Origin of the sequence: Luteococcus peritonei, assembly GCF_039526385.1 — a bacterium.
Lineage (GTDB): Bacteria > Actinomycetota > Actinomycetes > Propionibacteriales > Propionibacteriaceae > Luteococcus > Luteococcus peritonei.
In genome coordinates this window covers 69308-94962 of the sequence record NZ_BAAAIX010000034.1, presented here as the reverse complement: position 1 = coordinate 94962, position 25655 = coordinate 69308, and the positions used below count along the sequence as shown (strand labels likewise).

The 25655-nt window shown below is 70.5% G+C and carries 21 protein-coding genes; 7 read left to right on the top strand and 14 right to left on the bottom strand.

Annotated elements, in window-relative coordinates; genetic code table 11:
* Position 1: 1 nt before the first annotated feature.
* The gene (locus tag ABD073_RS14550) at positions 2-766 is read left to right on the top strand and encodes a phosphotransferase (protein WP_343875768.1); all 765 of its coding nucleotides are present in this window, start codon (positions 2-4) and stop codon (positions 764-766) included.
* Between the two features lie 20 nt (positions 767-786).
* Here ABD073_RS14550 and ABD073_RS14545 read toward each other — a convergent pair whose 3' ends face one another.
* A complete protein-coding gene (locus ABD073_RS14545) occupies positions 787-1506 on the bottom strand; it encodes an AAA family ATPase (protein WP_343875767.1) in 720 nt (239 codons plus the stop codon).
* 54 nt (positions 1507-1560) lie between these two features.
* Between ABD073_RS14545 and ABD073_RS14540 the strand changes: the two genes are divergently transcribed.
* Entirely contained in the window at positions 1561-2220 is a 660-nt protein-coding gene (locus ABD073_RS14540; RefSeq protein WP_343875766.1) for a TIGR03085 family metal-binding protein, read from the top strand.
* Positions 2221-2244: 24 nt separating this feature from the next.
* Here the strand turns inward: ABD073_RS14540 and ABD073_RS14535 are convergent, their stop codons facing one another.
* From ABD073_RS14535 to ABD073_RS14520, 4 genes are read right to left on the bottom strand one after another with little or no spacing between them, the layout of a single operon-like run.
* Positions 2245-2925, bottom strand: a complete 681-nt coding sequence (locus tag ABD073_RS14535; RefSeq protein WP_343875764.1) for a LutC/YkgG family protein — start codon at positions 2923-2925, stop codon at positions 2245-2247.
* Positions 2925-4478 (bottom strand): LutB/LldF family L-lactate oxidation iron-sulfur protein, encoded by a 1554-nt coding sequence (locus ABD073_RS14530; protein ID WP_343875931.1) that lies wholly within the window; start codon positions 4476-4478, stop codon positions 2925-2927. Before ABD073_RS14530 ends, ABD073_RS14535 begins: the two co-directional genes overlap by 1 nt.
* A gap of 50 nt (positions 4479-4528) precedes the next feature.
* A complete protein-coding gene (locus ABD073_RS14525) occupies positions 4529-5320 on the bottom strand; it encodes a (Fe-S)-binding protein (RefSeq protein WP_343875762.1) in 792 nt (263 codons plus the stop codon).
* Positions 5321-5369: 49 nt separating this feature from the next.
* A complete protein-coding gene (locus ABD073_RS14520) occupies positions 5370-7058 on the bottom strand; it encodes an L-lactate permease (protein ID WP_343875761.1) in 1689 nt (562 codons plus the stop codon).
* Positions 7059-7249: 191 nt separating this feature from the next.
* Here ABD073_RS14520 and ABD073_RS14515 point away from each other — a divergent pair, with 191 nt between their 5' ends.
* Positions 7250-7684 (top strand): FadR/GntR family transcriptional regulator, encoded by a 435-nt coding sequence (locus ABD073_RS14515; protein ID WP_343875759.1) that lies wholly within the window; start codon positions 7250-7252, stop codon positions 7682-7684.
* 53 nt (positions 7685-7737) lie between these two features.
* On the opposite strand, the gene ABD073_RS14510 is transcribed toward ABD073_RS14515, so the two are convergent.
* The 4 genes from ABD073_RS14510 to gatC form a co-directional block, all read right to left on the bottom strand.
* Positions 7738-9096, bottom strand: a complete 1359-nt coding sequence (locus ABD073_RS14510) for a nucleobase:cation symporter-2 family protein (RefSeq protein ID WP_343875758.1) — start codon at positions 9094-9096, stop codon at positions 7738-7740.
* 196 nt (positions 9097-9292) lie between these two features.
* Entirely contained in the window at positions 9293-10771 is a 1479-nt protein-coding gene (gene gatB / locus ABD073_RS14505) for an Asp-tRNA(Asn)/Glu-tRNA(Gln) amidotransferase subunit GatB (protein ID WP_343875929.1), read from the bottom strand.
* A 23-nt stretch (positions 10772-10794) separates the two neighbouring features.
* On the bottom strand, positions 10795-12324 hold the full coding sequence (gatA, locus tag ABD073_RS14500) for an Asp-tRNA(Asn)/Glu-tRNA(Gln) amidotransferase subunit GatA (protein WP_343875757.1): 1530 nt from the start codon (positions 12322-12324) through the stop codon (positions 10795-10797).
* Positions 12324-12620, bottom strand: a complete 297-nt coding sequence (gene gatC, locus ABD073_RS14495; RefSeq protein WP_343875756.1) for an Asp-tRNA(Asn)/Glu-tRNA(Gln) amidotransferase subunit GatC — start codon at positions 12618-12620, stop codon at positions 12324-12326. The genes gatA and gatC overlap by 1 nt, the downstream gene beginning before the upstream one ends.
* Positions 12621-12769: 149 nt before the next feature.
* Between gatC and ABD073_RS14490 the strand changes: the two genes are divergently transcribed.
* A complete protein-coding gene (locus ABD073_RS14490; RefSeq protein ID WP_343875755.1) occupies positions 12770-13384 on the top strand; it encodes an ACT domain-containing protein in 615 nt (204 codons plus the stop codon).
* Positions 13385-13417: 33 nt separating this feature from the next.
* On the opposite strand, the gene ABD073_RS14485 is transcribed toward ABD073_RS14490, so the two are convergent.
* Genes ABD073_RS14485 through ABD073_RS14470 form a run of 4 tightly spaced genes read right to left on the bottom strand, consistent with a single transcriptional unit; the run spans position 13418 to position 16896 of the window.
* Positions 13418-13627 (bottom strand): hypothetical protein, encoded by a 210-nt coding sequence (locus tag ABD073_RS14485; RefSeq protein WP_343875753.1) that lies wholly within the window; start codon positions 13625-13627, stop codon positions 13418-13420.
* 10 nt (positions 13628-13637) lie between these two features.
* Entirely contained in the window at positions 13638-14615 is a 978-nt protein-coding gene (locus tag ABD073_RS14480; protein ID WP_343875751.1) for a uroporphyrinogen decarboxylase/cobalamine-independent methonine synthase family protein, read from the bottom strand.
* Positions 14615-15691, bottom strand: coding sequence for a tRNA 2-thiouridine(34) synthase MnmA (mnmA, locus tag ABD073_RS14475; protein WP_343875749.1), 1077 nt, complete (start codon positions 15689-15691; stop codon positions 14615-14617). Before mnmA ends, ABD073_RS14480 begins: the two co-directional genes overlap by 1 nt.
* A gap of 50 nt (positions 15692-15741) precedes the next feature.
* Positions 15742-16896 (bottom strand): cysteine desulfurase family protein, encoded by a 1155-nt coding sequence (locus ABD073_RS14470; protein ID WP_343875748.1) that lies wholly within the window; start codon positions 16894-16896, stop codon positions 15742-15744.
* A gap of 289 nt (positions 16897-17185) precedes the next feature.
* Between ABD073_RS14470 and glgX the strand changes: the two genes are divergently transcribed.
* Positions 17186-19360, top strand: coding sequence for a glycogen debranching protein GlgX (gene glgX, locus ABD073_RS14465; RefSeq protein WP_343875746.1), 2175 nt, complete (start codon positions 17186-17188; stop codon positions 19358-19360).
* 101 nt (positions 19361-19461) lie between these two features.
* Here the strand turns inward: glgX and ABD073_RS14460 are convergent, their stop codons facing one another.
* The gene (locus ABD073_RS14460) at positions 19462-22020 is read right to left on the bottom strand and encodes a glycogen/starch/alpha-glucan phosphorylase (protein WP_343875744.1); all 2559 of its coding nucleotides are present in this window, start codon (positions 22018-22020) and stop codon (positions 19462-19464) included.
* A gap of 200 nt (positions 22021-22220) precedes the next feature.
* Here ABD073_RS14460 and ABD073_RS14455 point away from each other — a divergent pair, with 200 nt between their 5' ends.
* Both ABD073_RS14455 and ABD073_RS14450 read left to right on the top strand, forming a co-directional pair.
* Entirely contained in the window at positions 22221-24281 is a 2061-nt protein-coding gene (locus ABD073_RS14455; RefSeq protein ID WP_386751674.1) for an alpha-1,4-glucan--maltose-1-phosphate maltosyltransferase, read from the top strand.
* Positions 24278-25654: a maltokinase N-terminal cap-like domain-containing protein gene (locus ABD073_RS14450; RefSeq protein ID WP_343875742.1), complete on the top strand. Its 1377-nt coding sequence runs from the start codon at positions 24278-24280 to the stop codon at positions 25652-25654. The genes ABD073_RS14455 and ABD073_RS14450 overlap by 4 nt, the downstream gene beginning before the upstream one ends.
* Position 25655 lies beyond the last annotated feature (1 nt).

Sequence of the window (25655 nt, the reverse complement as noted above, 5' to 3'; positions counted from 1 at the left end):
CATGGACGACGTCGAGCAGCATTCCGAAGAGGTCCTGGCCGGCGGCAATGCCACCGACCAGGTGGTGCGGATCGGCCAGACCGTCCGCAAGCCCTGGCTGGAGACCTCCGGGCGCGCCATGGCCCTGCTGGAGCACGTGCGCTCCGCCGGGATCGACGTGCCCCGCTTCCATGGCCGCGACGAGCAGGGACGCATGGTGCTGGACCACGTCCCGGGCACCATGGCCATCGACCTGGCGCCGCTCGACGAGCACACCGTGCACCGCGTCGGAGCCCTGGTGCGCAGCATCCACGACGCCTGCGCCGACCTACCCGTCCCCCAGGACTGGCCGGTGCTGCTGCCGGCGCCGCACCCTGACCTGCTCTGCCACAACGACCTGGCCACCTGGAACCTGGTGGTCGACGGCGACCGGCTGGTCTTCATCGACTGGGACGGTGCGGGCCCCAGCAACCGGCTGTGGGACCTGGCCTATGCCGCCATCGCCTTCGCCCACCTCTTCGCCGACGCGGACCCTGCCGCGAGCGCCCGACGGCTCGCCGCCCTGCTGGACGGCTACGACGCCGACGAGGCGATGCGCGCCGCCCTGCCCGAGGCGATGGCCGCCCGCGCCGAGGCGATGTGGCACCACCTGCGCGAGGCCCACCGCACCGGCTGGGAGCCGTGGGCCAGCATGTACGTCGAGGGGCACGGCGAGACCTGGCAGCAGAGCGCCGCCTTCATCCGCCGTCACCAGGAGCTCTGGCGCCGGGCAGCGCTCGGCAGCTGACCGGGAGCGCCGCCTGGGCCTCAGGACAGGAAGCGCGACGGGTCGTGCAGGAAGCGGCGGTGCAGCTCGACCTGCTCCAGTTCTGCCCACTGCACCGGCGCGAACCCCTGCGCGTCCACCTGCAGGATGCGGGCTCCGGGGATGGCCGCGATGACCGGTGAGTGGGTGGCCAGCAGCACCTGGATGCCGGAGGCGACCATGTCGCGCAGCCGGTGCACCAGGTCGATCTGGGAGGCGAAGCTGAGGCCCGCCTCCGGCTCGTCGAGCACCAGCAGGCCGCCCCGGCTGTAGAGCCGCACGCTGCGCTGGGCCAGCAGGTCCGCGAAGGCCTGGCCGTGGGACTGCATGTGGAAGGAGCCCTCCCCGCACAGCGGCGGGCTGTCCTCCAGGTAGGTCATCAGGCCGTGCAGGGTCTCGGCGCGCAAGAAGTAGCCCTGCTTGGAGGCGCCGGCCCCGCGCACCAGGCGCAGGTGCTGCCACAGCTCGGACTCAGTGGCGCGGGTGCTGTTGCGCGCCCCCACGCTGCCTCCCTCCGGGCTCAGCCCATAGGCCAGCGCGATGGACTCCACCAAGGTGGACTTGCCCGCCCCGTTCGCGCCCACCAGCACGGTCAGCTCCCCCAGCCCGAGGCCCTCGTCGAGCAGCTGGCGCACCGGAGCCAGTGTGAAGGGCCACTCGTCAGGGCGCGGCAGGTCCTCGGCCAGCACCTCACGGATCGGCAGCTGCTTCAACAGGCTCATGGTCGCAGGCTAGCCATCGGAACCGACAGTTGTGTGCCGCCGTAGGATCGGGACGTGAACCTTGCCCATACCGAGCGCCTGGCGCTGTGCGACCTGCTGGACGAGGTGGGGGCCGAGGCTCCCACTCTGTGCGAGGGATGGGAGGCCCAGGACCTGGCCGCCCACCTGTGGTTGCGTGAGACCGATCCGCTGGCCACCCCCGGCATCGTGATCAAGCCGCTGGCCGGGCTCACCGAGCGCCGGATGAGCCAGGCCACCACCAAGTTCAGTCACAGCGAGCTGGTGGACAAGGTGCGACGCGGGCCGGGTCGGCTCTCGGTCTTCTCGCTGCCCGGCATGGACGAGGCCGCCAACCTGGCCGAGTACTTCGTGCACCACGAGGACGTGCGCCGCGCCCAGGCCGGCGAGGTGGAGCCCCGACGGCTGGACCCCGCGATCGAGGACGCCCTGTGGAAGCGGCTGTCCACCATGGGGCGGGCCATGTTCCGACGCTGCGAGAGCAGCGTCGTCGCCCGACGCAGCGATGCCGACGGCCACCTGGTCGAGGGCCTCGAGCCGCTGGTCCTCAAGCCCGGCGAGCCGACCGTCACCGTGACGGGCACGCCCGGTGAGCTGCTGCTGCTGGCCTTCGGACGCGGCCGGCATGCCCGGCTGGCATTCGAGGGGGCCGAGGGTGATGTCGAGAGGCTGCTCGAGACCCGGCTCGGGGTCTGAGCAGCCCTTCGACTCCCCCACTGGTCACGCGTCGTCGACGACGATCACGTGCAGCTTGCGGGGCCCGTGGACCCCGTCGACGCGGGACAGCTCGATGTCGCTGGTGGCCGAACCACCCGAGATCATCGTCACCGGACTGCCCTGCACCACCGCCGGCTTCACCGCCGCGATGGACTCGGGCACGTCGGAGACCACCTGGCTGGCCAGCACCACGCAGACGTGGCGGTCGGGCACCAGGCTGATGGCGCGACGGCCCTGGTCGGGGCCATGGGTGAGCACGATGGTGCCGGTGTCGGCGATCGCGCTGGCCGCTGCCGTCACCACGGCATCGGTCTGGTTGAGCTGGTCGTTGGACAGCGCCGGCTCGTCGACGCGCACCTCGAGGCCCAGCCCCGCCGCGGCATCCACCCAGGCCTGGTCCAGTCCCGGCGGCACCACCACGGAGCCGGTGGCACCGGTGGCGCGCAGGCCCTCGGCCACGGCGGCGGCCAGGCCGGCGCGCTCCACCCGCACCACGGCGGCCTTGTAGTCGATCACCTTCTCCACGAAGGTGCCCACCACGTCGTCCATCTCGATGCCGGTGCCGTAGGTGAAGTCCACCGGCACGTCGCGCTCCGGGTCCTTCTCGGTGACATCGCTGGTGGCCTCGCGGATGCGCGCCAGGATCTGCTCGCGCGCCTGCGCGTCGGTGCTGATCGTGGTCATCACTTGCCGTCCTTCCGGTTCTTGCCCCACCACTGGCGGAAGCTCTGCTTGGGCACCTCGTCGACGTCGCGGTAGCGCAGCCAGCGGTCCGCCACCGGCGCCGGGATCGGGCCCAGGGTGCGCCCGCGCAGCGCGCGGCCGGCCAGCGAGGAGCCCCTCTGCACCGTCTCGAAGTGCTTGGCGTCGCCCATCACCCAGGCGGCGGTCTTCATCAGCGCCATCTCGGTGCCCACCTCGACGTCGCGCGGCACCCGGTCGGCCTTCTCGGCCTCGACCACCTTGTGGCGCAGGTGCACCAGGATGTCGGTGAAGGGGATCTTCACCGGGCAGACGTCGTTGCAGGCGCCGCACAGCGAGCAGGCATAGGGCAGGCCGCGGTCCACGTCGTGCTCCACGCCGCGCAGCTGCGGGTTCAGCGCCGCCCCGATCGGACCCGGGTAGACCGAGCCGTAGGCGTGGCCGCCGGTGCGCTCGTAGACCGGGCAGATGTTGAGGCAGGAGGCGCAGCGGATGCAGCGCAGCACCTCGCGGCCCACCTGGTCGGCGAGCACGTCGGTGCGGCCGTTGTCGAGCAGCACCACGTGCTGCTCCTGCGGGCCGTCGCCCTCGGTGACGCCGCTCCAGATGGAGTTGTAGGGGTTCATCCGCTCGCCGGTGGCCGAGCGCGGCAGCAGCTTGAGGAAGACCTCGAGGTCCTCGAAGCTGGGCAGCACCTTCTCGATGCCCACGATGCTGACCAGGGTCTTGGGCAGGGTGAGGCACATCCGGCCATTGCCCTCGGACTCGACGATCACCATGGAGCCGGTCTCGGCGATGATGAAGTTGCCGCCGCTGACCGCCATCTCGGCCCGCAGGAACTTCTCGCGCAGGTGCATCCGGGCGGCGTCGGCCAGCTCGGGCGGGTTGGAGGTGATGTCCTCGGGAGCGGGACGGCCGTAGCGGCCCATCTCGCGCTTGAAGATCTCGCGCACCTCCGCCCGGTTGCGGTGGATCGCCGGCACCACGATGTGACTGGGACGGTCGTGGCCCAGCTGCACGATCAGCTCGGCCAGGTCGGTCTCCCAGGCCGCGATCCCCTGCTCCTCCAGGTACTCGTTGAGGTCGGTCTCCTGGCTGGTGATCGACTTGATCTTGACCACCTCGTCGACGCCCTTGGCCTTGGCGATCTCGGCGACGATCCGGTTGGCCTCGGCCGCATCACGGGCCCAGTGCACGTGCACGCCGTTGCGGGTCAGGTTCTCCTCGGCCTGCAGCAGGTAGTGGTCCAGGTGGCGCCCGACGCGGTTCTTCACGGCCGCGGCTGCCTCACGCAGGTCCTCCCAGTCGGGACTCTCGGAGACGCGCAGGGCTCGCTTGTTGCGGATGGTGGTGGTGGCATTGCGCATGTTCTTGCGCTGCACCCCCAGCTCCAGCTCCTGCTTGGCGGCCTTGGGGAACTTCGGCATCCCCAGGTAGGTGCCCGGATGGTTGGGGGCGGGGGTGAGACGGGCCACCCCACCATTGCCCTCCACCACCCGCACCGGGCCGCGGCTGGTTGTGGCCAGCTGGTCCATGTCGGGGGTGAGGGTGCCGGCCGGGCTGGTGATGTTCTCGGCGGTCATGGTCAGTCCTCCTCGGTGTTGGCCAGGATCTCGGCCAGGTGGATCGGCCGGACCCCGGAGTTCTGGCGGCTCAGCACACCGCCGATGTTCAGCAGGCAGGAGTTGTCCCCCGCGACGACGAACTCGGCGCCGGTCTCGCGCACGTGGCGCGCCTTGTCGGCGGCCATCGCGGCACTGACGTCGGAGTTCTTGATGCTGAAGGTGCCACCGAAGCCACAGCACTGGTCGGCATCCGGAAGGTCCACCAGGGTCATGCCGCGCACCTGGCGCAGCAGCTCGTAGGGTTTGTCGCCCAGGCCCAGCAGCCGCTTGCCGTGGCAGGACGGGTGGTAGGTGACGGTGTGCGGGAAGTAGGCACCCACGTCGGTGACCCCCAGCACGTCCACCAGGAATTCGGGGATGTCGAAGACGGTCTGGCTGGTGTGCTCGGCCTGGCGCTCCAGACCCTTGTCCCCGGCATGGCGGGCCAGCATGGTGTGCTGGTGGCGCACCGCCGCGGTGCACGAGCCCGAGGGCGAGACCACGTAGTCGTAGTCGCCGAAGGCCCGGTTGTAGGCCCGCACCATGCCCACCGACTCGTCGAAGTAACCGGTGTTGGTGGTGATCTGGCCGCAGCAGGTCTGCTCGCGCGGGAACTCGACGCGGCAGCCGAGCCGCTCCAGCAGCTTCACGGTCGCGCGGCCGGTGTCCGGGAACATGACGTCGTTGATGCAGGTGATGAACAGGGCGACGGTCTTGCCCTGTCCCGGCAGGCCCGTCGCAGCTGGCTGCGCCGAGGTGTCGATGATGGTCATCTTCTTCCTCCGATGGGTGGTTGGGTCGCTCTGGTGCGGCAGGTGGGGATCACGGCAGGATCCAGGACAGCACGGGGGTGGACATCAGGCCCACGATCAGGCACATCAGCGCCAGCAGCACGATGGAGTAGGTGAAGACCTTGCGCAGGATCACCGACTCCCCGCCCGCCAGGCCGATGGCGGTGGCGGCGATGGTCAGCGACTGCGGCGAGATCATCTTGCCCACCACGCCACCGGAGGCACCAGAGCCCACCAGCAGCCCGCGCATCGGCTCGACGCCCAGGTGCGAGCCCACGCCGATCTGCTGACCGACGCCGGACTGCAGGTTGCTGAACAGGATGTTGGCCGAGGTGTCGGAGCCGGTGACATAGGTGCCGATCCAGCCCAGCACGGGGGCGACGAAGGGGTAGACGGCGCCGGCACCGGCCAAGAAGAGGCCCAGGGCCAGGGTCTGGCCGGAATCGCCCATCACGTAGGCCAGGGCCACCACCATGCCGATGGTCAGCGCGGAGAGCTTCATCTTCTGGGCATTGCGCCACAGCTCGGCGAAGACCTCGCCGATCGGCACCCGGTAGACCAGCCCGACCAGCAGCGCCACCAGGGCCAGCAGGAAGCCGGGCTGGCTGAACAGCGCCAGGGTGTAGGTGCGGTGCGCGGCCGGGGTGCCGGAGGCGGTGGTCAGGCCCTGCAGCAGCGGCCAGGCCAACTTCACGTCGCCGGCGGCCAGCAGCTTCTTGACCGCGGGCAGCGCGGCCACGGCGAAGACCGCGATCACCAGCAGGTAGGGCACCAGCGCCATCAGGATGCGGCGCCCGTCGAGCCCGGCGGTGTCGGTCTGCTGCGCGATGGCCGGCTCGGTCTCCACGCTGGGATCCATCGGGATCCCCACCCGCTGGGCCGCCTCCTGGCCGCCCTTGGGCTGCCAGAACTTGAGGAAGACCATGGCCAGCGCCACGCTCACCACGGCCGCGAAGACCTCGGTGAGGTTGTAGACGGCGGTGCCGGCCACGATCCACTTGGTGAGGCCGAAGACGACGCCCACGAACAGGCCGAAGGGCCAGCACTCCTTGATGCCCTTGCGGCCGTCCATGATGCCCAGCAGCAGGAAGGGCACCACCAGGCAGAGCAGGGCGCAGATCCGAGCCGTGACATTGGCCACCACCGAGACGTCCAGGTTGGAGGTGCGGGCGGCCATCAGCACCGGCAGGCCGACCGCGCCGAAGGCCACCGGGACGGTGTTGGCCACCAGCGCGGTGACGGCGGCGCGCAGCTTGCCGAAGCCCACCGCGATCAGCATGGCGGCGGCGATGGCGACCGGGGCACCGAAGCCGGCCAGTGCCTCCAGCAGGCCGCCGAAGCAGAAGGCGATCAGGATGCCCAGCACGCGAGGGTCGTCGCTGATCAGGAAGAAGGTGCGGCGCAGGTCGTCGAAGCGACCGCTGATCACCGTCACCTGGTACATCCAGATGGCGGCCAGCAGGATCCACACGATCGGGAACAGGCCGTAGACGAAGCCCTGCACGCTGCTGGCCAGAGCGAGCGGGATGGGCATGCCGAAGGCGGTGACGGCCACCAGCAGGGCGACGGCCCAGCTGAGCATGCCGGCATGGTGGGCCTTCCAGCGCAGCGCACCCAGGGTGATGAGCATGGTGAGGATCGGCAGCATGGCTGCCAGGGCCGACAGCCACTGCCGCCCCAGTGGGTTGCTGTCGGGGGTGAAGACGTCAAGAAGGATCATCTGAACTCCGTTGTCCGGGGTCTGGTGCTGGAGGAGAAAGCCGCGGCGACCACGTCGTCGCCATTGGTCCTTCCAATGGCACCCTAAGGACGGACCACACTCGGGTCAAGGACCGTGGGAAACTTTTCGATGCAGTTCGTCAACTTTGGTCCGACCAAGTGAACGGCTCCCGACCAGAGACGAGGTGGCCGGTGCCTGCCGAGCGCAAGCCTTCCCCCAGCGGCGGCTTCGAGATGGCCCTGGAACGGGCGGCCGCCGCCTCGGCGGTGCGGCACCGCCACCTCGAGTCGTTGGAACAGGCACGGGCCCTGCAGGCCTCGATGGAGCAGGCCGTCGCCCCGGGGCAGTCCAACCGGCTCGACACCTACTTCCACATGGCCATCGCCCGCGCCGGGGACAACATCCTGCTCAGTGACCTGGCCGTGGCGATCCGACGGGCGGTGCATTCCCCCATCCAGCGCGCCGAGCAGGCGCTGGGAGACTGGACCGACTTCGAGCAGGGGCTGGCGGAGCAGCACGGTGCGGTGCTCGAGGCGGTGCTGGCCGGCGACGAACAGGCCGCCGCCGACCTGGTGGAGCACCACATCCGCCACGCCTACCGTCACCTGCTGCCCCGCTGCGGCTGAGGGGACGGCGAAGGGCCCGTGCGCTGCTGCGCACGGGCCCTTCCACGTCTGCCTCAGCCCTCGAAGGGCTCCGGTGCCGGCACGGCCTCCATCTCGTCGCCCAGGGCACCGCGCGTGGCGTGGCGACCGTTGAGCAACAGGTTGAGCACGACGGCGCTGAGCGCGGCCGCGGAGATGCCCGAGCCCAGGATCATGCCCAGCCAGGTGGGCAGTTGCGCGTAGAAGGCGGGCACCGCGATCGGAAACATCACCAGGGCCAGCGAGGTGGCCACCACGAAGATGTTGTTGCCCCGCTCGAAGTCGGCCTGCTGCAGGGTCTGCACGCCGGCGGCGGCCACCGAGCCGAAGAGCACCACACCCGCACCACCCAGCACGGCCGAGGGGACGCAGGCCACCACGCGACCCAGCAGCGGGAACATGCCCAGCAGCAGGAGCAGCACGGCGCCCGCCGCCACGGTGTAGCGCGACTTCACCTTGGTGACGGCCACCAGACCGACGTTCTGCGCGAAGGCGGTGGGCGGGAAGGAGTTGAACAGCGGCGCCAGGATGGTGGCCAGCATGTCGGCACGCAGGCCGTTGGCGATCCGCTTCTCGTCGACGCGGGTGCCGACCACCTTCGCGACGGCGAACAGGTCGGCCATGATCTCCATCAGGGTCACGACGATCACGATGGTCATGGAGATGATGGCGCCCAGCTCGAAGCGTGGCGCGCCGAAGTGGAAGGGCCTGGGGAAGGCGAAGACCGAGCCCTGGCCCACCTGGCTGAAGTCGGCCTGGCTGAAGAGGGCGGCGACGACGGTGCCCACCACGATGCCCACCAGGATGGCGACGCGGGCCAGCTGGCGGATCCGTGTGCAGACCAGCACCACGGCCAGCGTGAAGCCGGCCAGCAGCAGGTTGGTGAGCGAGGCGCCGCCCGGGTCCTGGTTGGTGATCCAGCCGGCCGCCACCGGCAGCAGCGAGATGCCCATGGCGGTGATGATGGTTCCGGTGACCACCGGCGGGAAGAAGCGCTGGATCCGGCTGAAGAGCGGGGCCAGCAGGAAGCCGATCACGCCGGCCACGATCACCGAGCCGTAGATCACCGGCAGCCCGCCGCCGGAGGCGATGATCGCCAGCATGGTGGAGACGGCGCCGAAGGTGGTGCCGTTGACCAGCGGCAGCTTGGAGCCCAGGCCGGGCAGGCCCAGCGACTGCAGCAGGGTGGCCAGGCCCGAGACGAACAGGGCGGAGGCCACCAGCATGCCCACCTCGGCGGGGGGCAGCTTGGCCGCGGTGCCGATGATCAGCGGGATGGCGATGACGCCGCCGTACATGCTCAGGATGTGCTGGAAGCCGTACAGGAAGGCGGTGGCGACGGGAAGTTTCTCGTCCTCGGGCCGCAGCCCGGCGTCGAGGGTGGTGGTGCTCACGTGGAGGTTCCTTTTGCAGAGGTTGGAGAACTCTTGGCCCGCGAGGGCCACGCACATCCAACCACCTCCGCTCCCCCGGGCTCGAACCGGGCCCGGGGCCGGACGGTCAGCGCCGACGACCGGTCACTGGTGGTCGGCGGCAGGGACGACAGCGGGGCGGTGGGCACCAGCCCACCGCCCCGTCATGCGGTCCAGCTCAGGAGAGCTTCTCCAGCACCAGCTCGCGCACCCGCGCGGCGTCGGCCTGGCCCTTCATGGCCTTCATCACCTGGCCGATCAGCGCACCGGCGGCCTGCACCTTGCCGGAGCGCACCTTCTCGGCGACATCGGGATTCGCGGCGATCGCGGCGTCGACCGCCTCGGACAGGGCGCCCTCGTCGCTGACCACGGCCAGGCCGCGGGCCTCGACGATGGCGGCCGGCTCACCCTCGCCGGCCAGCACGCCGTCGATCACCTGGCGGGCCAGCTTGTCGTTGATGGTGCCGGCCTCCACCAGCTGCTGCAGCTCCGCCACCTGGGCGGGGCTCATGCCCACGGCATCCAGCTCCACACCGGCCTCGTTGGCGCGACGGGCCAGCTCGCCCAGCCACCACTTGCGGGCGCTCTGCGGGCCGGCTCCGGCGGCCACCGTCTGCTCGATCAGGGCCACGGCACCGACGGCCTCGGCATCGCCCATCTCGCGCTCGCTGAAGCCCCACTCGGCCACCAGGCGCTTGCGCTTCTCGGCGGGCGGCTCGGGCAGGGTGGCACGCAGCTGCTCCACCCACTCACGCGAGGGGGCCACCGGCACCAGGTCGGGCTCGGGGAAGTAGCGGTAGTCCTCCGCCTCCTCCTTGGATCGGCCCGGCGTGGTGTAGCCGCCGTCCTCCTGCCACATCCGGGTCTCCTGCTTGATGCTGCCGCCCCCGGCCAGGATCGCGGCCTGGCGGGTCATCTCGAAGCGCAGGGCACCCTCCACCGAGCGCAGCGAGTTGACGTTCTTGGTCTCGGTGCGGGTGCCGAAGGTGGTCGAGCCCTTGGGCATCAGCGAGACATTCGCATCGCAGCGCATGTTGCCCTGCTCCATGCGGGCCTCGGAGACGCCGAGCGCCTTCATCATGTCGCGCAGGTAGGCCATGTAGGCGCGCCCCACCTGTGGGGCGTACTCGCCGCACCCGGTGATCGGCTTCGTGACGATCTCCATCAGCGGCACGCCGGCACGGTTGTAGTCCATCAGGGTGTACTCGGCGCCCTGGATCCGGCCGGTGGAGCCACCCACGTGCAGGCTCTTGCCGGTGTCCTCCTCCATGTGGACGCGCTCCACCTCGACGCGGAAGTTCTGGCCCTCCACCTCGACGTCGACGTGCCCGTCGAAGCAGATCGGCTCGTCGTACTGGCTGATCTGGTAGTCCTTCGGCATGTCCGGGTAGAAGTAGTTCTTGCGGCTGAAGCGGCTCCACTCGGCCACCTGGCAGTTGAGCGACAGGCCGATCCGGATGGCCGACTCCACCGCGGTGGCATTGACCACCGGGAGCGATCCGGGCAGGCCCAGGCAGACCGGGCAGACCCGGGTGTTGGGCTCCCCGCCGAAGTCGGTGGAGCAGCCGCACCACATCTTGGAGGCGGTGTTCAGCTCGACGTGGACCTCCAGGCCGAGCACCGGGTCGAAGCGCTCGATGACCTCGTCGTAGTCCATCAGCTCGCCGTCGAAGTATCCGCTCACTTGGCCACCTCGTCCTTCTGCTCGGTCTTCAGGCTGCCGGCCAGCGCGGGCGCCTGGGCCATCAGCTCGCCGCCGCGGGCCTTCTCCAGCGCCGCTCCGACGCGGTAGAGCCGGTCGTCGGCCATCGGGGGTGCCATCACCTGCACGCCCACCGGCAGGCCGGCCTCGTCCAGCCCCCAGGGGAAGGAGGCAGAGGCATTGCCGGCCAGGTTCGACGGGATGGTGCACAGGTCCGCCTTGTACATGGCCAGCGGGTCGTCCAGCCGCTCCCCCAGCTTCCACGCGGTGGTGGGCACGGTGGGGCTGAGCAGCACGTCGCACTGCTCGAAGGCGGCCGCGAAGTCCTGGCTGATCAGGGTGCGGACCTTCTGGGCCGAGCCGTAGTAGGCGTCGTAGTAGCCGCTGGACAGGGCGTAGGTGCCGATGATGATGCGGCGCTTCACCTCGTCGCCGAAGCCGGCGCCGCGCGAGGCGCGCATCACCTCCTCGGTGGAGCGGCTGCCGTCGTCGCCGGTGCGCAGGCCGTAGCGCATGGCGTCGTAGCGGGCCAGGTTGCTACTCACCTCGGCGGGCATGATCAGGTAGTAGGCGCCCAGCGCGTACTCGAAGTTGGGGCAGCTCACCTCCACCACCTCGGCGCCGGCCTCGTCCAGTGCGGCGACGGCCTCGCGGAAGGCCTGCTCGACGGCCTCGGAATAGCCCTCGCCGCCCAGTTCGCGCACCACGCCGACCCGCAGGCCGGTGACATCACCGGAGCGGGCGGCCTGGACCACGGCCGGGGCCGGGGCGTCGATGCTGGTGGAGTCCATCGGGTCGTGCCCGGCGATCACCTCGTGCAGCAGGGCGGTGTCGAGCACGTTGCGGGCGCAGGGGCCGGGCTGGTCCAGGCTGGAGGCCATCGCGATCACGCCGTAGCGCGAGGTGCCGCCATAGGTGGGCTTGACGCCCACCGTGCCGGTCAGCGCGGCGGGCTGGCGGATCGAGCCACCGGTGTCGGTGCCGATCGCCAGCGGGGCCTGCCAGGCGGCCAGCGCCGCGGCCGAGCCGGAGCCCGAGCCGCCGGGGATCCGGTCCAGCGCCCACGGGTTGGCCGTGGCGCCGTAGGCGGAGTTCTCGCCGGAGGAACCCATCGCGAATTCGTCCAGGTTGGTCTTGCCGAGCACCACCAGGCCGGCCGACTGCAGCCGGGTGACGATGGTGGCGTCATAGGGCGGCACCCAGCCCTCGAGGATCTTCGAGGCGGCCGTGGTGGGCAGCTGGGAGTAGCAGAGCAGGTCCTTCACGGCCACCGGGACGCCGGCCAGCGGGCCGGGGCGCTCACCGGCGGCGAGCCGCTCGTCGACGGCGCGGGCCTGGGCCAGCGCGTCCTCGCGGTCGTGCGCCAGGAAGGCATGGACCTGGCCGTCGACGGCCTCGATCTGGTCCAGGAAGGCGGTGGTCACCTCCACCGAGGTGGTCTCACCGGCGGCGATCCACTCACCCAGCTGGGCGGCGGGGGCGGCCAGGATCTGGCTGGTGGTGGGCATCAGGCCTCCTCGTCCAGGATGCGGGGCACGCGGAAGCGGCCGTCCTCGGCGGCAGGGGCGCCGGAGAGCACCTGGGCCGGGCTCATCGACGGCTTCACCTCGTCGGCACGGAAGACATTGGTCAGCGGCAGGGCGTGCGAGGTGGGCTCGATCTCGGCCCCGGCCACCTGGGAGACACTGGTCACGGCGTCGAGCACCGCGTCGAGCTGCGGGGCGAGCCGGGTGAGCTCCTTGTCGGTCAGGTCGATTCTGGCCAGGCCCGCGAGGCGGGCCACATCTTGCGGCGTCAGGGCCACGATGTCTTCTCCTGGTGGTGCGTCGGATGGGTGTGCGCGAGCACTTGGCCAATCCTAGGGGGCGGGGCTGACAAGTCCATCCGCACCTCGCCACGCCCATCCTGCGGTCGGTGCCCGGAGCGGCTGGACGATCGCGCAAGACTGGGCGCATGCTCCTCGTCCGTGTCCAGCTGCCCGACCGTCCCGGTTCCCTGGGGACGGTGGCCACCGCCATGGGCCTGGCCGGCGCCGACATCAGCGCCATCGAGATCGTCGAGAAGGGCGAGGGCTTCGTCGTCGACGACTTCATGCTCACCATGCCGCCGGGAAGCCTGGTGGACCTGCTGGTCAGCGAGTGCAACGACCTGGACGGCGTGCAGGTGCTCTGGGTCTCCCGCTATCCGGATTCCTGGGGCATCGAGGGCGACATCGAACTGCTGAACGCGATGTCCATGGAGCCCTCCCGCAGCAGCCAGGTGCTCACCGAGCGCGCCCCCGTCGTCTTCCGCAGCCAGTGGGCCGCCATGCTGGACGCCGACAGCGGCCAGCTGCTGCACGGCAGCGCCCAGGCCCCCGACGAGATGCCCCGCGACCGTGACTGGCTGGGCGGCCTGGACACCCTGCACACCGTGGTGCTGCCGGCCGGCTGGCTGCCGCTGTGGCCCGAGACCGTGGTGGCCGTGGTGCCGGTGCGCAGCCGCTGCCTGGTGGTGGCCCGGCAGGGCGGGCCGGACTTCCTGGACTCCGAGCTGCGACGGCTGCACCACATCGCCTCGCTGGCCTGAGCACTGGCCCCGTGACCGCCAGGCCGGCGTCGCTCAGGCCAAGCCGTTGAGGATGCGGTAGAAGTACCAGCCCAGCCCGCACACCGCAGCCACCGCGGCGACGAAGCCCAGGCCCATCCAGATCCGCAACCGCTTCTTGGCCTGCGTGGTGGGGACGCGCTCGGGGCCCCACTCGCCCACCTTGGGCCAGACCCGGGCCGGGGTCGTGGACCCGTTCAGGTCGAGGTCGGAGAAGCCGCGCATGGTGACCAGACTAGCGCTGCAGCTGCTCGGCCAGCAGGTCCGCGGCCTGCAGCAGGTACTCGTCCTGCCGTGCGGCGGCGGCCGTGCTCCAGCCCGCCAGCCCGCAGGCCGGGGAGATGGAGACCTGCTCCACCAGAAGTGCCGGGTCCAGCCCCAGTGGTCGCAGCAGCGCCAGGCCCCGCTCCACCACCCGGTCTGCGGACAGCACCTCGTCGGGGCGGGCGGTGGGCACCAGGCCCAGCCGCAGCTGGCGGCCGTCCTCGATCCAGGCCGAGACCTGGTCCAGGTCGGCTCCCCGCAGCTGGTCCACGTCCAGGGCGACGCCCGCCACTCCGCTGCGGCCCACCAGGTCCAGGTCGAGCCCGGGAGCGCAGCAGTGCAGTGTCGGTGACTCCAGGCGGCCGGTCACCCGGCCCAGCAACTCGGAGGCCAGCGGCCGGTCCACGGCACGCAGCCGGGAGAAGCCGGAAGCGGTGGGTACCCTCCCGGAGAGCACCGCGGGCAGCAGCGGCTCGTCGAGCTGCACCGTGAAGGCCGCGGCCGGCAGGCGTCGGCCCATCTCGACCACCAGGTCGGCCAGCCCCAGGGCCAGCGAGTCGGCCAGCTCCCGCCGGGCGCCGTGGTCGGCCAGCACCTTGTCGCCGCGGGGCCGTTCCAGGCAGGCGGCCAGGGTCCACGGTCCGGCGGCGGTGAGCGTGATGGTGCCGCTGAAGGCCTGCGCGGCCTCCTCCAGCTCGTCGAGGTCGCGCCGCAGCAGGCCGCGGGCCCGACCGTGGTCCACGCCGCTGGCATCGGTGAGCCGCCAGCCCTGGGGCTGCAGGTCCACCCCCAGCCCCACCAGCAGGGCCGTGGTGCGGCCCACCATGTCGGCGCCGATGCCGCGGGCGGGCAGCTCGGGCAGCCAGGCGTGCTCGAAGCTGCCCAGCACGTGGCGCAGGGCGCCGGGCATGTCGCTGCCGGGCAGCGAGCCGTTGCCGGTGGCGTACATCAGTCCCTCCCGGTGGCGTCGATGGTGGAGCTGCCCACCACGCGGTCGCCGTCGTAGACCACCACGGCCTGGCCGGGGGCGATCCCGGTGGCGGGCTCGTCGAGCAGCACCTGCATCCGGTGCTCGTCGGCGCTGATCGTGGCGGGCATCGCCTCGCCGTGGGCGCGCACCTGGGCCATGCCGCGCCAGTTGCCCTCGGGCCGCCCCTGGGTCCACGTGGGGCGGATGCCCTCGATGCTGCGCACCGCCAGCAGTTCGCGGGGGCCCACCGTGACGGTGTTGGTGACCGGCTCGATGTCGAGCACGAACCGGGGCCGCCCGTCAGGGGCGGGCACCCCGAGGTGCAGGCCGCGCCGCTGGCCGATGGTGAACTGGTGGAAGCCGGTGTGGCTGCCCACCACCTGGCCCTCGCTGTCCACGATCTCCCCGGGGCTCTCCCCCAGGCTGCGCGCCAGCCAGCCGGCGGTGTCGCCGTCGGGGATGAAGCAGATGTCGTGGCTGTCGGGCTTCTTGGCCACGCCCAGGCCCAGGTTGCGCGCCTCGGCGCGGATCTCGCTCTTCAGGGCGTCGCAGAGCGGGAAGAGGGAGTGCTGCAGCTGCTGCTGGTCGAGCACGCCGAGCACGTAGGACTGGTCCTTGGCCGGGTCGGCCGCGCGGTACATCGCCACCTGGTCACCCTCGCGCTCCAGCCGCGCGTAGTGGCCGGTGGCGACCGCGTCGAAGCCCAGCGCCAGGCCGCGCTCCAGGACGGCGGCGAACTTGATCTTCTCGTTGCAGCGCAGGCAGGGGTTGGGCGTGCGTCCGGCGGCGTACTCGGCGACGAAGTCGTCCACCACGTCGCTGGCGAAGCGCTCGGCGAAGTCCCAGACGTAGAAGGGGATGCCGAGCCGGTCAGCAGCCCGACGGGCGTCGTGGCTGTCCTCCAGCGAGCAGCAGCCGCGGGCCCCGGTGCGGAAGCTCTGCGGATTGCGGCTGAGCGCCAGGTGGACGCCGGTCACCTCGTGGCCGGCGCGCACCATGCGTGCGGCGGCGACGGCGGAGTCCACCCCACCGGACATGGCCACCAGGACCTTCATGCCGCTCCCCTCTCGCCGACCGGCGGCGTGCTGCCGCCCGACGGGCCAGACTACCCGGCGGCCAGTGCGGCCCGGGCTCGGCTGACCACGTCGGGCAGCAGGTGGGCCAGCGCGTCCACCTGGGCCAGCGTGGTGCCGGGGCCGAAGCTGAAGCGGATCGAGGCCGAGGCCTGTTCCACGCTGCGCCCCATCGCCAGCAGCACCTCGCTGGGCTGGTGCACGCCGGCGCGGCAGGCCGAACCGGTGGAGCAGTCGATCCCGGCCTGGTCCAGCAGCATCAGCACGTCGTCGGCGCGGGTGTCGGCGAAGGTGACATTGCAGATCGCGGGGCTCACCTGTTCGGCCCCGTTGACCCAGCTGCCGGTGATGGTGGCCCGGATCCGCTCCACCAGGTGGTTGCGCAGCCCGGTGAGCCGCTCGCGCTCGCTCACCAGGTCGGCCACCGCCTGCTCGGCGGCGGCCGCGAAACTGGCGGCCAGGCTGACCGGCTGGGTGCCGGAGCGCACCTCCCGCTCCTGGCCGCCTCCCAGCCCGTAGGGCCGCAGCTGGACCTCACGTCGGGCGAGCAGGCAGCCGATCCCCACCGGTCCGCCCGCCTTGTGCCCGGACAGGCTCATCATGTCGGCCCCCGAGGAGGCGAAGTCCAGCTCCACGTGGCCCAGCGCCTGCACGGCGTCGGTGTGCAGCCAGGCGCCCCGGCGGTGGGTCAGTTCGGAGAGCTCGTCGAGGGGCTGGACGGTGCCGGTCTCGTTGTTGACCCGCATCACGCTCACCAGGGCGGTGCCCTCGTCGACCCGCTGGGCCGCGTCCTCGAGGTCCAGCAGCCCGTCGCGGTCACAGCGCAGCCGCTCGACCCTGTCGAAGCGCCCCACCGCGCCGGCCACCGCCGGGTGCTCGGTGGCGCCCACCAGCACCCGGTCCCTGCCGGCACGTTGCAGCCCGGCCCACAGCGCCAGGGAGTCGGCCTCGGAGCCACCGCTGGTGAAGACCACCTCGCTGGGGTGGGCCCCCACGGCCGCCGCCAGCTGCTCACGGGCCTCCTCCAGCACGGCGCGCGCGGCGCGTCCGCTGGTGTGCAGCGCGGAGGCGTTGCCGGCCACCGCTGAGGTACGGACCAGCACGTCCAGGGCGGCGGGCACCAGGGGGGCGGAGGCGGCGTGGTCCAGGTAGGTGCGCCCGGATCCGGTGGGGTCGAGGTCAGCCATGCCCGTGACGCTAGCGCGCCAGGGGTCGCGCGAGACAGCCGGCCAACTGTGCGCCACCTGTGCGGGGGGTCCCCGCGGGCGACCGCGATGACCGTAGAGTTGCGGTGAAGTGGCAATATGGGTCTTCGCGCCCGCGGACCGGCGGGACCGGGACAGATGTCTCGGTCCGCAGCTGCGGGCGCCGAACCTGTAGCGCGGTGACGGACGTCCGTCCGGTACCGCGCCGGTCCACTCACACGACATCAGTCTGGGCTGGCTCCTCGCCTGCCCAGCAGAAGGCATGGAACCCATGACTCAACAGACCGACGCGCCGATCGACTCCTCGATCCTCGGCGCCCAGCTGCTCGACGGCGGCTGCCGCTTCGCCCTGTGGGCGCCGCGCGCCAACCGCGTCGAGCTGGCGCTCGTGGCCGAGGACCGCAGCCAGCACAACATCGACATGGCCCGCAATCCCGACGGCGTGTGGATCGTCCATGTGCCCGGCATCGAGGCCGGCCAGCGCTACGGCTACCGGGTGCACGGCGACTGGAATCCCGACGCCGGCATGCGCTTCAACCCGGCCAAGCTGCTGCTCGACCCCTATGCCCGCGCCATCACCAGCGGCGTCGACTACTCCGGCCCGATCCTGGACCACACCGCCGAGTCCAACTACCTGCCGGACCCGCGCGACTCCTTCGCCTCTGTCCCGCTCAGTGTCGTGGTCAAGGACACGCCGCCGCCGGCGCCGATCGCGCGCCGTCGCCCGCTCAACGAGTGCGTCATCTACGAGACCCACCTCAAGGGCTTCACCAACCTGCACCCCTCGGTTCCCGAGCACATGCGCGGCACCTATGCCGGCATGGCCTACGACGCGGTGATCGACTACCTGCACGAGACGGGCATCAACACCGTGCAGCTGCTGCCGGTGCACCACTTCGTCTCCGAGCCCTTCATCGTGGGCCGCGGGCTGAGCAACTACTGGGGCTACAACACCCTGGGCTTCTTCGCCCCGCACGCCGCCTACGCCTCGATCGGGACGCTGGGCCAGCAGGTGACCGAGTTCAAGGAGATGGTCACCAAGCTGCACGAGGCAGACATCGAGGTGCTGCTCGACGTGGTCTACAACCACACCGCCGAGGGTGGCCACGAGGGCCCGACGCTGAGCTTCCGCGGTCTGGACCACCAGGGCTACTACCGCCTCACCAATGACCTGCGCAACGACTACGACGTGACCGGCTGCGGCAACTCGGTGGACACCTCCCACCCGGGCGTGCTGAACATGATCATCGACTCGATGAAGTACTGGGTCACCGAGATGGGCGTCGACGGCTTCCGCTTCGACCTGGCCACCACCCTGATCCGCGACGAGAACCACCACGTGGACCAGAACCACCTGTTCAAGCAGCGGATCGCCAGCGACCCGGCCTTCGAGGGCATCAAGATGATCGCCGAGCCCTGGGACATGGGCCCCTACGGCTACCAGGTGGGCTCCTGGGGCGAGGGCTGGAGCGAGTGGAACGACCAGTACCGCAACTACATGCGCGACTTCTGGCGCGGCGCCACCCGTGGCGTCTCGGCGCTGGCCACCCGGCTGTCCGGCTCGCCCGACATCTTCTTCCACAACGGGCGTTCGGCCGAGGCCTCGGTGAACTTCATCACCGCCCACGACGGCTTCACCATGCGCGACCTGGTCACCTACGACATCAAGCACAACGATGCCAATGGCGAGGGCAATCGCGACGGTGCCGACGACAACCGCTCCTGGAACTGCGGCTGGGAGGGTGAGACCGTCGATGTCGGCATCAACGACTTCCGCCACCGCCAGGTCAAGAACATGATGGCCTCGCTGATCCTGTCGACCGGTGTGCCGATGATCACCGCCGGTGACGAGATGGGCCGGACGCAGGGAGGCAACAACAACGCCTACTGCCAGGACTCGCCGCTGTCCTGGGTGCACTGGGACACGCTGGACACCTGGGGCGACCTCGCCGAGCTGACCAGCACCCTGCTGAAGGCCCGTCGTGACTTCCCGGTGCTGCGCAGCAACCGCTACCGCCAGCACGAGGAGGTCCTCGACGCCGACGGCCACGGCCTGGGCCGCTACGACCTGGCCTGGCTGGACGGCTGGGACGGCGAGATGCGCGACGACCAGTGGCACGACGAGGGTCGCCTGCACCTGGGCATGTACGTCTCCGACCAGGACTCCGCCTTCCTCACCTACTACAACGGCGCCCCGAATGCGGTGCAGGTGCGCCTGCCCGGGGAGCCCTGGGCCCGCAGCTACCAAGTGGTGGCCACCACGGCCCACCGCTCCGAGCTGCCGGAGTCGCCGATCGCACCGATGCAGGTCTTCGACCTGCCCGGTCGCAGCGTCACGCTGCTGCGCTGTGAGGTCAGCGCCTCGCGTCCCACCCCGGTCGTCGACGACTTCGAGCCGGTCGAGCCCGTCGAGCCGGAGACGCCGCAGGCCGATCAGGAGTTCTGAACCGGCGCGGTGGCCGGCACGGCGCCGCACCGGCCCCAGGAACGACGAGAGGGCGGCTCCCCCACCAGGGGGAGCCGCCCTCGTCGCGTCTCAGCGGACGGTCACAGCACCGGGGTGGTGTGCCAGATCTCGCGGATGTAGTCCTTCATCGAGCGGTCCGAGCTGAAGTAGCCGCTGCGGGCCACGTTCAGGATGGCACTGCGGGTCCAGGCGTCCTCGTCGGCATAGTAGGCCTCCACCCGCTCCTGCGCGTCCATGTAGGAGGCGTAGTCGGCCAGGGCCATGAAGCGGTCCTGGGTGAGCAGGTTGGACACGATGGGCTCGAAGGTGCGGCGGTCGCCACCGGAGAAGGCGCCGGAGGCGATCAGGTCGATCGCCCCCTTCAGGCGCGGGTCGCTCTCGTAGTAGCTGCCCGGGTCGTAGCCCTTGGCACCCAGGTCGGCCACCTCCGGCTCGGTCATCCCGAACAGGAAGAAGTGCTCGTCGCCGACGTGCTCGCGGATCTCGACGTTCGCGCCGTCGTCGGTGCCGATGGTCAGCGCACCGTTCAGGGCGAACTTCATGTTGCCGGTGCCGGAGGCCTCCATGCCGGCCAGCGAGATCTGCTCGGACAGGTCCGCCGCCGGGATCAGCTTCTCGGCCAGGGTCACGTTGTAGTTCGCCGGGAAGGCGATGAACAGCTTGCCCTTGACGCGCTCGTCGGCGTTGACCACCTCGGCCACCTTGTTGATCAGGTGGATGGTGTCCTTGGCCATCTTGTAGCCGGGGGCGGCCTTGGCGCCGAAGACCATGGTGCGGCCCTGCAGCGTGTCGGGATCCAAGCGGCCCTCGATGATCTCGTTGTAGAGGGTCACCAGGTGCAGCAGCTTGAGGCTCTGGCGCTTGTACTCGTGCAGGCGCTTGACCATCACGTCGAGCATGTGGCCCTCGGGCAGCACGATCTCGTCGCGGTCGGCCAGCAGCTTCGACAACCGCTGCTTGTTGCCGGCCTTGACCTCGCGGAAGGCCTTGCGGAAGTCGGGGTCCTCGGCGTAGGGCTCGAGTTCGCGCAGCCGCTCCAGGTTGTTCACCCAGCCCTTGCCGATGGAGTCGGAGATCAGGGTGGACAGCGAGCGGTTCGCCAGACGGACGAAGCGACGCGGGGTCACACCATTGGTGACATTGGTGAACTTCTCCGGCCAGAACTCGCTGAAGTCCGGCAGCACCTTGTCGCGCAGCAGCTGGCTGTGCAGGGCGGCGACGCCGTTGACCTTCGAGCCGGCGATGGTGGCCAGGTAGGCCATCCGCACGGAACGCTCCGGGTGCTCGGCGATGATGGACATGCGACGCACGCGCATCTCGTCGTTGCCGTAGCGCTCGCGCACCTGCTCCAGGAAGTGGTCGTTGATCGCGTAGATCAGTTCCAGGTGGCGCGGCAGCAGGCGACCGAGCATCTCCACCGGCCAGACCTCCAGCGCCTCGGGCAGCAGGGTGTGGCAGGTGTAGGCGAAGCAGCGCTGGGTGACCTCCCAGGCCTCCTCGAAGCCGAAGCCCTCCTCGTCCACCAGGATGCGCATCAGCTCGGGCACCGCGATGACGGGGTGGGTGTCGTTGAGCTGGAAGATGATCCGCTCGTCCAGCTGGTGCAGGTCGAAGCCCTCGGGCAGCACGTGGTGGATGTAGTCGTGCAGCGAGCAGGCCACGAAGAAGTACTGCTGCTGCAGGCGCAGCTCCTTGCCCTGCGGGGTGGAGTCCTCGGGGTAGAGCACCTTGGAGATGTTCTCCGCGAAGGTCTGCGCGCGCACCGCGGTGGCGTAGTCACCGGAGTTGAAGATCTGCAGGTCGAAGGCCTTGGTGGCCTGGGCGCTCCACAACCGCAGGGTGTTCACCCGGCCGTTCAGGTAGCCCGGCACCATGTAGTTGTAGGGGACGCCGATGACATTCCAGTCCGGGATCCAGGTGGTCTTCTCCTTGCCCTGCTCGTCGGTGGACTTCTCGGTGCGGCCACCGAAGTTCACCTGCACGCCGTGCTCGGGGTGGGCGAACTCCCAGGGGCAGCCCAGGGCGAGCCAGCTGTCCGGCTGCTCCACCTGGCGACCGTCGACGAAGGTCTGGCGGAAGATGCCGTACTCGTAGCGGATGCCGTAGCCGATGCAGGGCACGCTCATGGTGGCCAGCGAGTCGATGAAGCAGGCGGCCAGACGGCCCAGGCCACCGTTGCCCAGGCCGGGCTCGACCTCCTGGGAGCGCAGCACCGCGAAGTCGATGCCGCACTGCTTGAGCGCCTCCTCGGCGATGTCGATCAGGCCGCTGGAGAGCAGGTTGTTGCCCAGCTGGCGTCCCAGCAGGTACTCGGCCGAGAGGTAGGCGACGCCCTTGCTCGGGTTCTCCCGGTTGCCGCGCTCGGTCTCGAGCCAACGGGCCATCAGGTAGTTGCGCACCGTGGAGGCCAGGGCCATGTACTGGTCGTTCACGCTCGAGTCGCTGAGCGAGACGCCCTGGTTGGAGTTGAGCTCGTGCAGGAACTCCTTGACGAAGCCGTCGACGGTGGGCGGCGGGGTGCCCACCGGGGCCTTGGCCACCGGGTGGGTGGGTGCCCACTGGGGGCCGATGTGGCGGCCCAGGCGAGGCGACTCGTCAGAGGGCTCGTGGTGGGTGGTCTGGTCAACTTGTGTGGTCACACACACGAGCGTAACGAATCCAGGGCTCCGCGTGGCGGCCGGTGACCAACCGGCGGGCGCTCGCCGCGACAGCCCTTGTCACGTTCAAAGACATTCTCAGCCAATGCTTGGCAGGCACATCGGACAGGCCCTTGCCGACGGGCTCCGCCATCGGTGAACGGACCCTCGCGCACCCCCGGCGTGCTCGCTAGGGTGGGACGGTGAGCAGCCACCAGAACCCCGTCCGCGGCGCCTCCGTCGTCGAGCCCACGCGCACGGCCCCGAAGCGGGCCGAGCAGCCCCAGGATGCCGTCACCCCGGTCCCCGGCTTCGGCCGGATCCCGGTCACCAATGTCTCCCCCGTCGTGGAGGCCGGCCGCTACCCGGCCAAGGCCGTCGTCGACGAGTGGTTCCCGGTGAGTGCCAATGTCTTCCGTGAGGGCCACGACGCGGTGAACGCCACCGTCGTGCTGACCGCGCCGGATGGACGCCGCCGCAGCTTCCCGATGAGCCAGCAGGAGCCGATGGGCCTGGACATCTGGCAGGGCTGGGCGCAGGCCGACGCCGAGGGCGACTGGACCCTGCAGGTGGAGGGCTGGTCGGACGTGTGGGGCACCGTCCACCACAACGCCGTCGCCAAGCTGCAGGCCGACGTGGACCGCGAGCTGGTCTGCCTCGAGCTGGCCGATGTGGCTCGCCAGGCCGCCGAGCACGCCCGCGAGGCCGGCGACGAGACCACCGCAGCCCTGCTGGAGGCCAAGGCCGCCGCCTTCCTGCCCGAGCTGCCCGCCAACGAGCTGCTGGAGATGGCGCAGTCCGGCTCGCTGGCCCGTGCCATGGAGGAGCACGGCCCACGCGAGCTGGTCTCCCCCACCCAGCCCTACCCGCTGCGCGTGGACCGCCGTCGCGCGCTGTTCTCCAGCTGGTACGAGTTCTTCCCGCGCAGCCAGGGCGCCTGGTGGGACGAGGCCGGACAGCAGTGGCACTCCGGCACCTTCGACAGCTCCCACGAGCGGCTCGAGGCTGCGGCCGCGATGGGCTTCGACATCGTCTACCTGCCCCCGATCCATCCCATCGGCAAGGCCTTCCGCAAGGGACGCAACAACTCCCTGACCCCCTCCGAGCAGGATCCGGGCTCGCCCTGGGCGATCGGCTCGGCCGAGGGCGGCCATGACGCCGTCCATCCTGACCTGGGCACCCTGGAGGACTTCGACGCCTTCGTGGCCAAGGCCAAGAGCCTGGGGCTGGAGATCGCGCTGGACTTCGCGCTGCAGGCCTCGCCGGACCACCCCTGGGTCACCGAGCACCCGGAGTGGTTCACCACCCGCCTGGACGGCACCATCGCCTACGCCGAGAACCCGCCCAAGAAGTACCAGGACATCTACCCGATCAACTTCGACAACGACCGCGAGGGCATCTACCGCGAGTGCCTGCGGCTGCTGAGGTTCTGGATCGGCCACGGCGTCACCGTCTTCCGGGTGGACAACCCGCACACCAAGCCGGTCGACTTCTGGGCCTGGATCATGGACCAGGTCCACCAGACCAACCCCGAGGTGATCTTCCTGGCCGAGGCCTTCACCCGCCCCGAGATGATGCACGCCCTGGGCAAGGTGGGCTTCCACCAGAGTTACACCTACTTCACCTGGCGCAATGCCAAGTGGGAGCTCGAGGCCTACCTCAACGAGCTGAGCCGGGACTCGGCCGACTGCTACCGCCCGAACTTCTTCGTGAGCACGCCGGACATCAACCCGGCCTTCCTGCACTCCGGCAATCCGACCGCCTTCTCGATCCGTGCCATCCTGGCGGCCACCATGTCGCCCAGCTGGGGCGTCTACTCCGGCTTCGAGCTGTGCGAGCACGAGGTCTTCCGCGCCGGCGGCGAGGAGTACCTGAACTCCGAGAAGTACGAGTACCGCCCCCGCGACTGGAACTCCCAGCCCAACCTGTCGATGCTGATCGGCCGGCTCAATGAGATCCGCCGCCAGCACCCCGCCCTGCAGCAGCTGCGCAAGATCGACTTCCACCACGCTCCCAACGAGCAGGTGATCGTCTACAGCAAGACCGAGGGCGAGGACCGCGTCATCGTGGTCTGCTCCCTGGAGCCGTGGAATGCGGTCACCAGCGAGATCTACCTGGACATGTCCAAGCTGGGCCTGGATCCGGGAGCGGTCTTCGAGGTGCACGACGAGCTGAGCGGCCAGAGCTGGACCTGGGGCTCGCGCGCCTTCGTGAGCCTGCACCCGGGCAGCCCCGCCCACATCTTCAGCGTGCGTACCCGGTGAGCGCGCCGCACGAGGCCACCACCCGCGATCCCGTCGAGGCCCTGCAGGACCACGTCCTGGGCGCCCGCTGGTTCGCCGGCAAGGGGCGTGAGGGCCAGCTGGTGGGCCTGGAGCAGCCGGACTGGATCGTGGACCCGGCCGAGCACCCCTACGGGGTGCGCGCCGAGTACGCCACGGTCGGCTACCCGGACGGCAGCCACGAGCACTACCAGCTGCTGGTCAGCTACCGGCCCGAGCCGTTGGCGGACTGCCTGATCGGACCGGCCGTGGAGCCGGAGCTGGGCTTCGCGCACGATGCGCCCCGCGACGTCGAGGCGATGCGTGGCGTGCTGGCGGCCGTGCTCGAGGGATCACGGGTGCCGCACGCCTGGCAGCAGACCCTGGTGGACGGCGCCGCCCTCACCACGGAGCTGGAGCCGCGAGTCTTCGGCGGTGAGCAGTCCAACACCAATGTTCTGCTGGGTGACGTGGCGCTGATGAAGATCTTCCGCAAGCTGGAGACCGGGCCCAACCTGGACATCCAGATGCACGACGCGCTGGGCCGGGCCCACGTCTCCAGTGCCGCCCGGCTCTTCGGCTGGGTCTCGGGCTCGCTCACCCCGTTCAGCGACGAGGCCTGGACCGATGGCGCCGAGGCACCCGAGCCGGAGCGCGTCGACCTGATGATGATCAGCGAGCTGCTGCGCGAGGCGCACGACGGCTGGGAGCTGGCCGTGGAGCACGCCCGCGAGGGCCGCGAAGTCTCCGAGCACGCCGCCGCGCTGGGCGCAGCCCTGGCCGAGGTGCACGTGGCGCTGGCCGACACCTTCGGCAGCTCCACCCGATCCGGTGAGGAACTGGCCGCCACCATGCAGCAGCGTCTGGAGCGCGCCGCCGCCGACGCTCCGGTCCTGGCCGGGCACGTGGCGGGCCTGCGCCGGGGCTTCGCCGGGCTGGCCGGGCGCAGCGTGACCGCCCAGCGGGTGCACGGCGACTTCCACCTGGGCCAGTGCCTGTTCACGGCCGACGGCTGGAAGATCATCGACTTCGAGGGTGAGCCCATGAAGTCCTTCGCCGAGCGGCTGGAGCTCGACAGCCCGCTGCGTGACGTGGCCGGCATGCTGCGCAGCTTCGGATATGCCACCAGTGGCTTCGACGATCCGACCGGGGCCGAGGCCCGGGCCTGGCTGCAGGATGCCCAGCAGGCCTTCCTTGCCGCCTACCAGCAGGAGGCGGGTCCGGTGGACACCGGGCTGCTGGACGCCTACGTGGCCGACAAGGCCGTCTACGAAGTGGTCTACGAGACCAGGAACCGGCCCGACTGGGTCGGCATCCCGATGAGTGCGATCGAGGCACTCGCCCCCGACGCGACAACCGACGACGAGGAGAACTGAG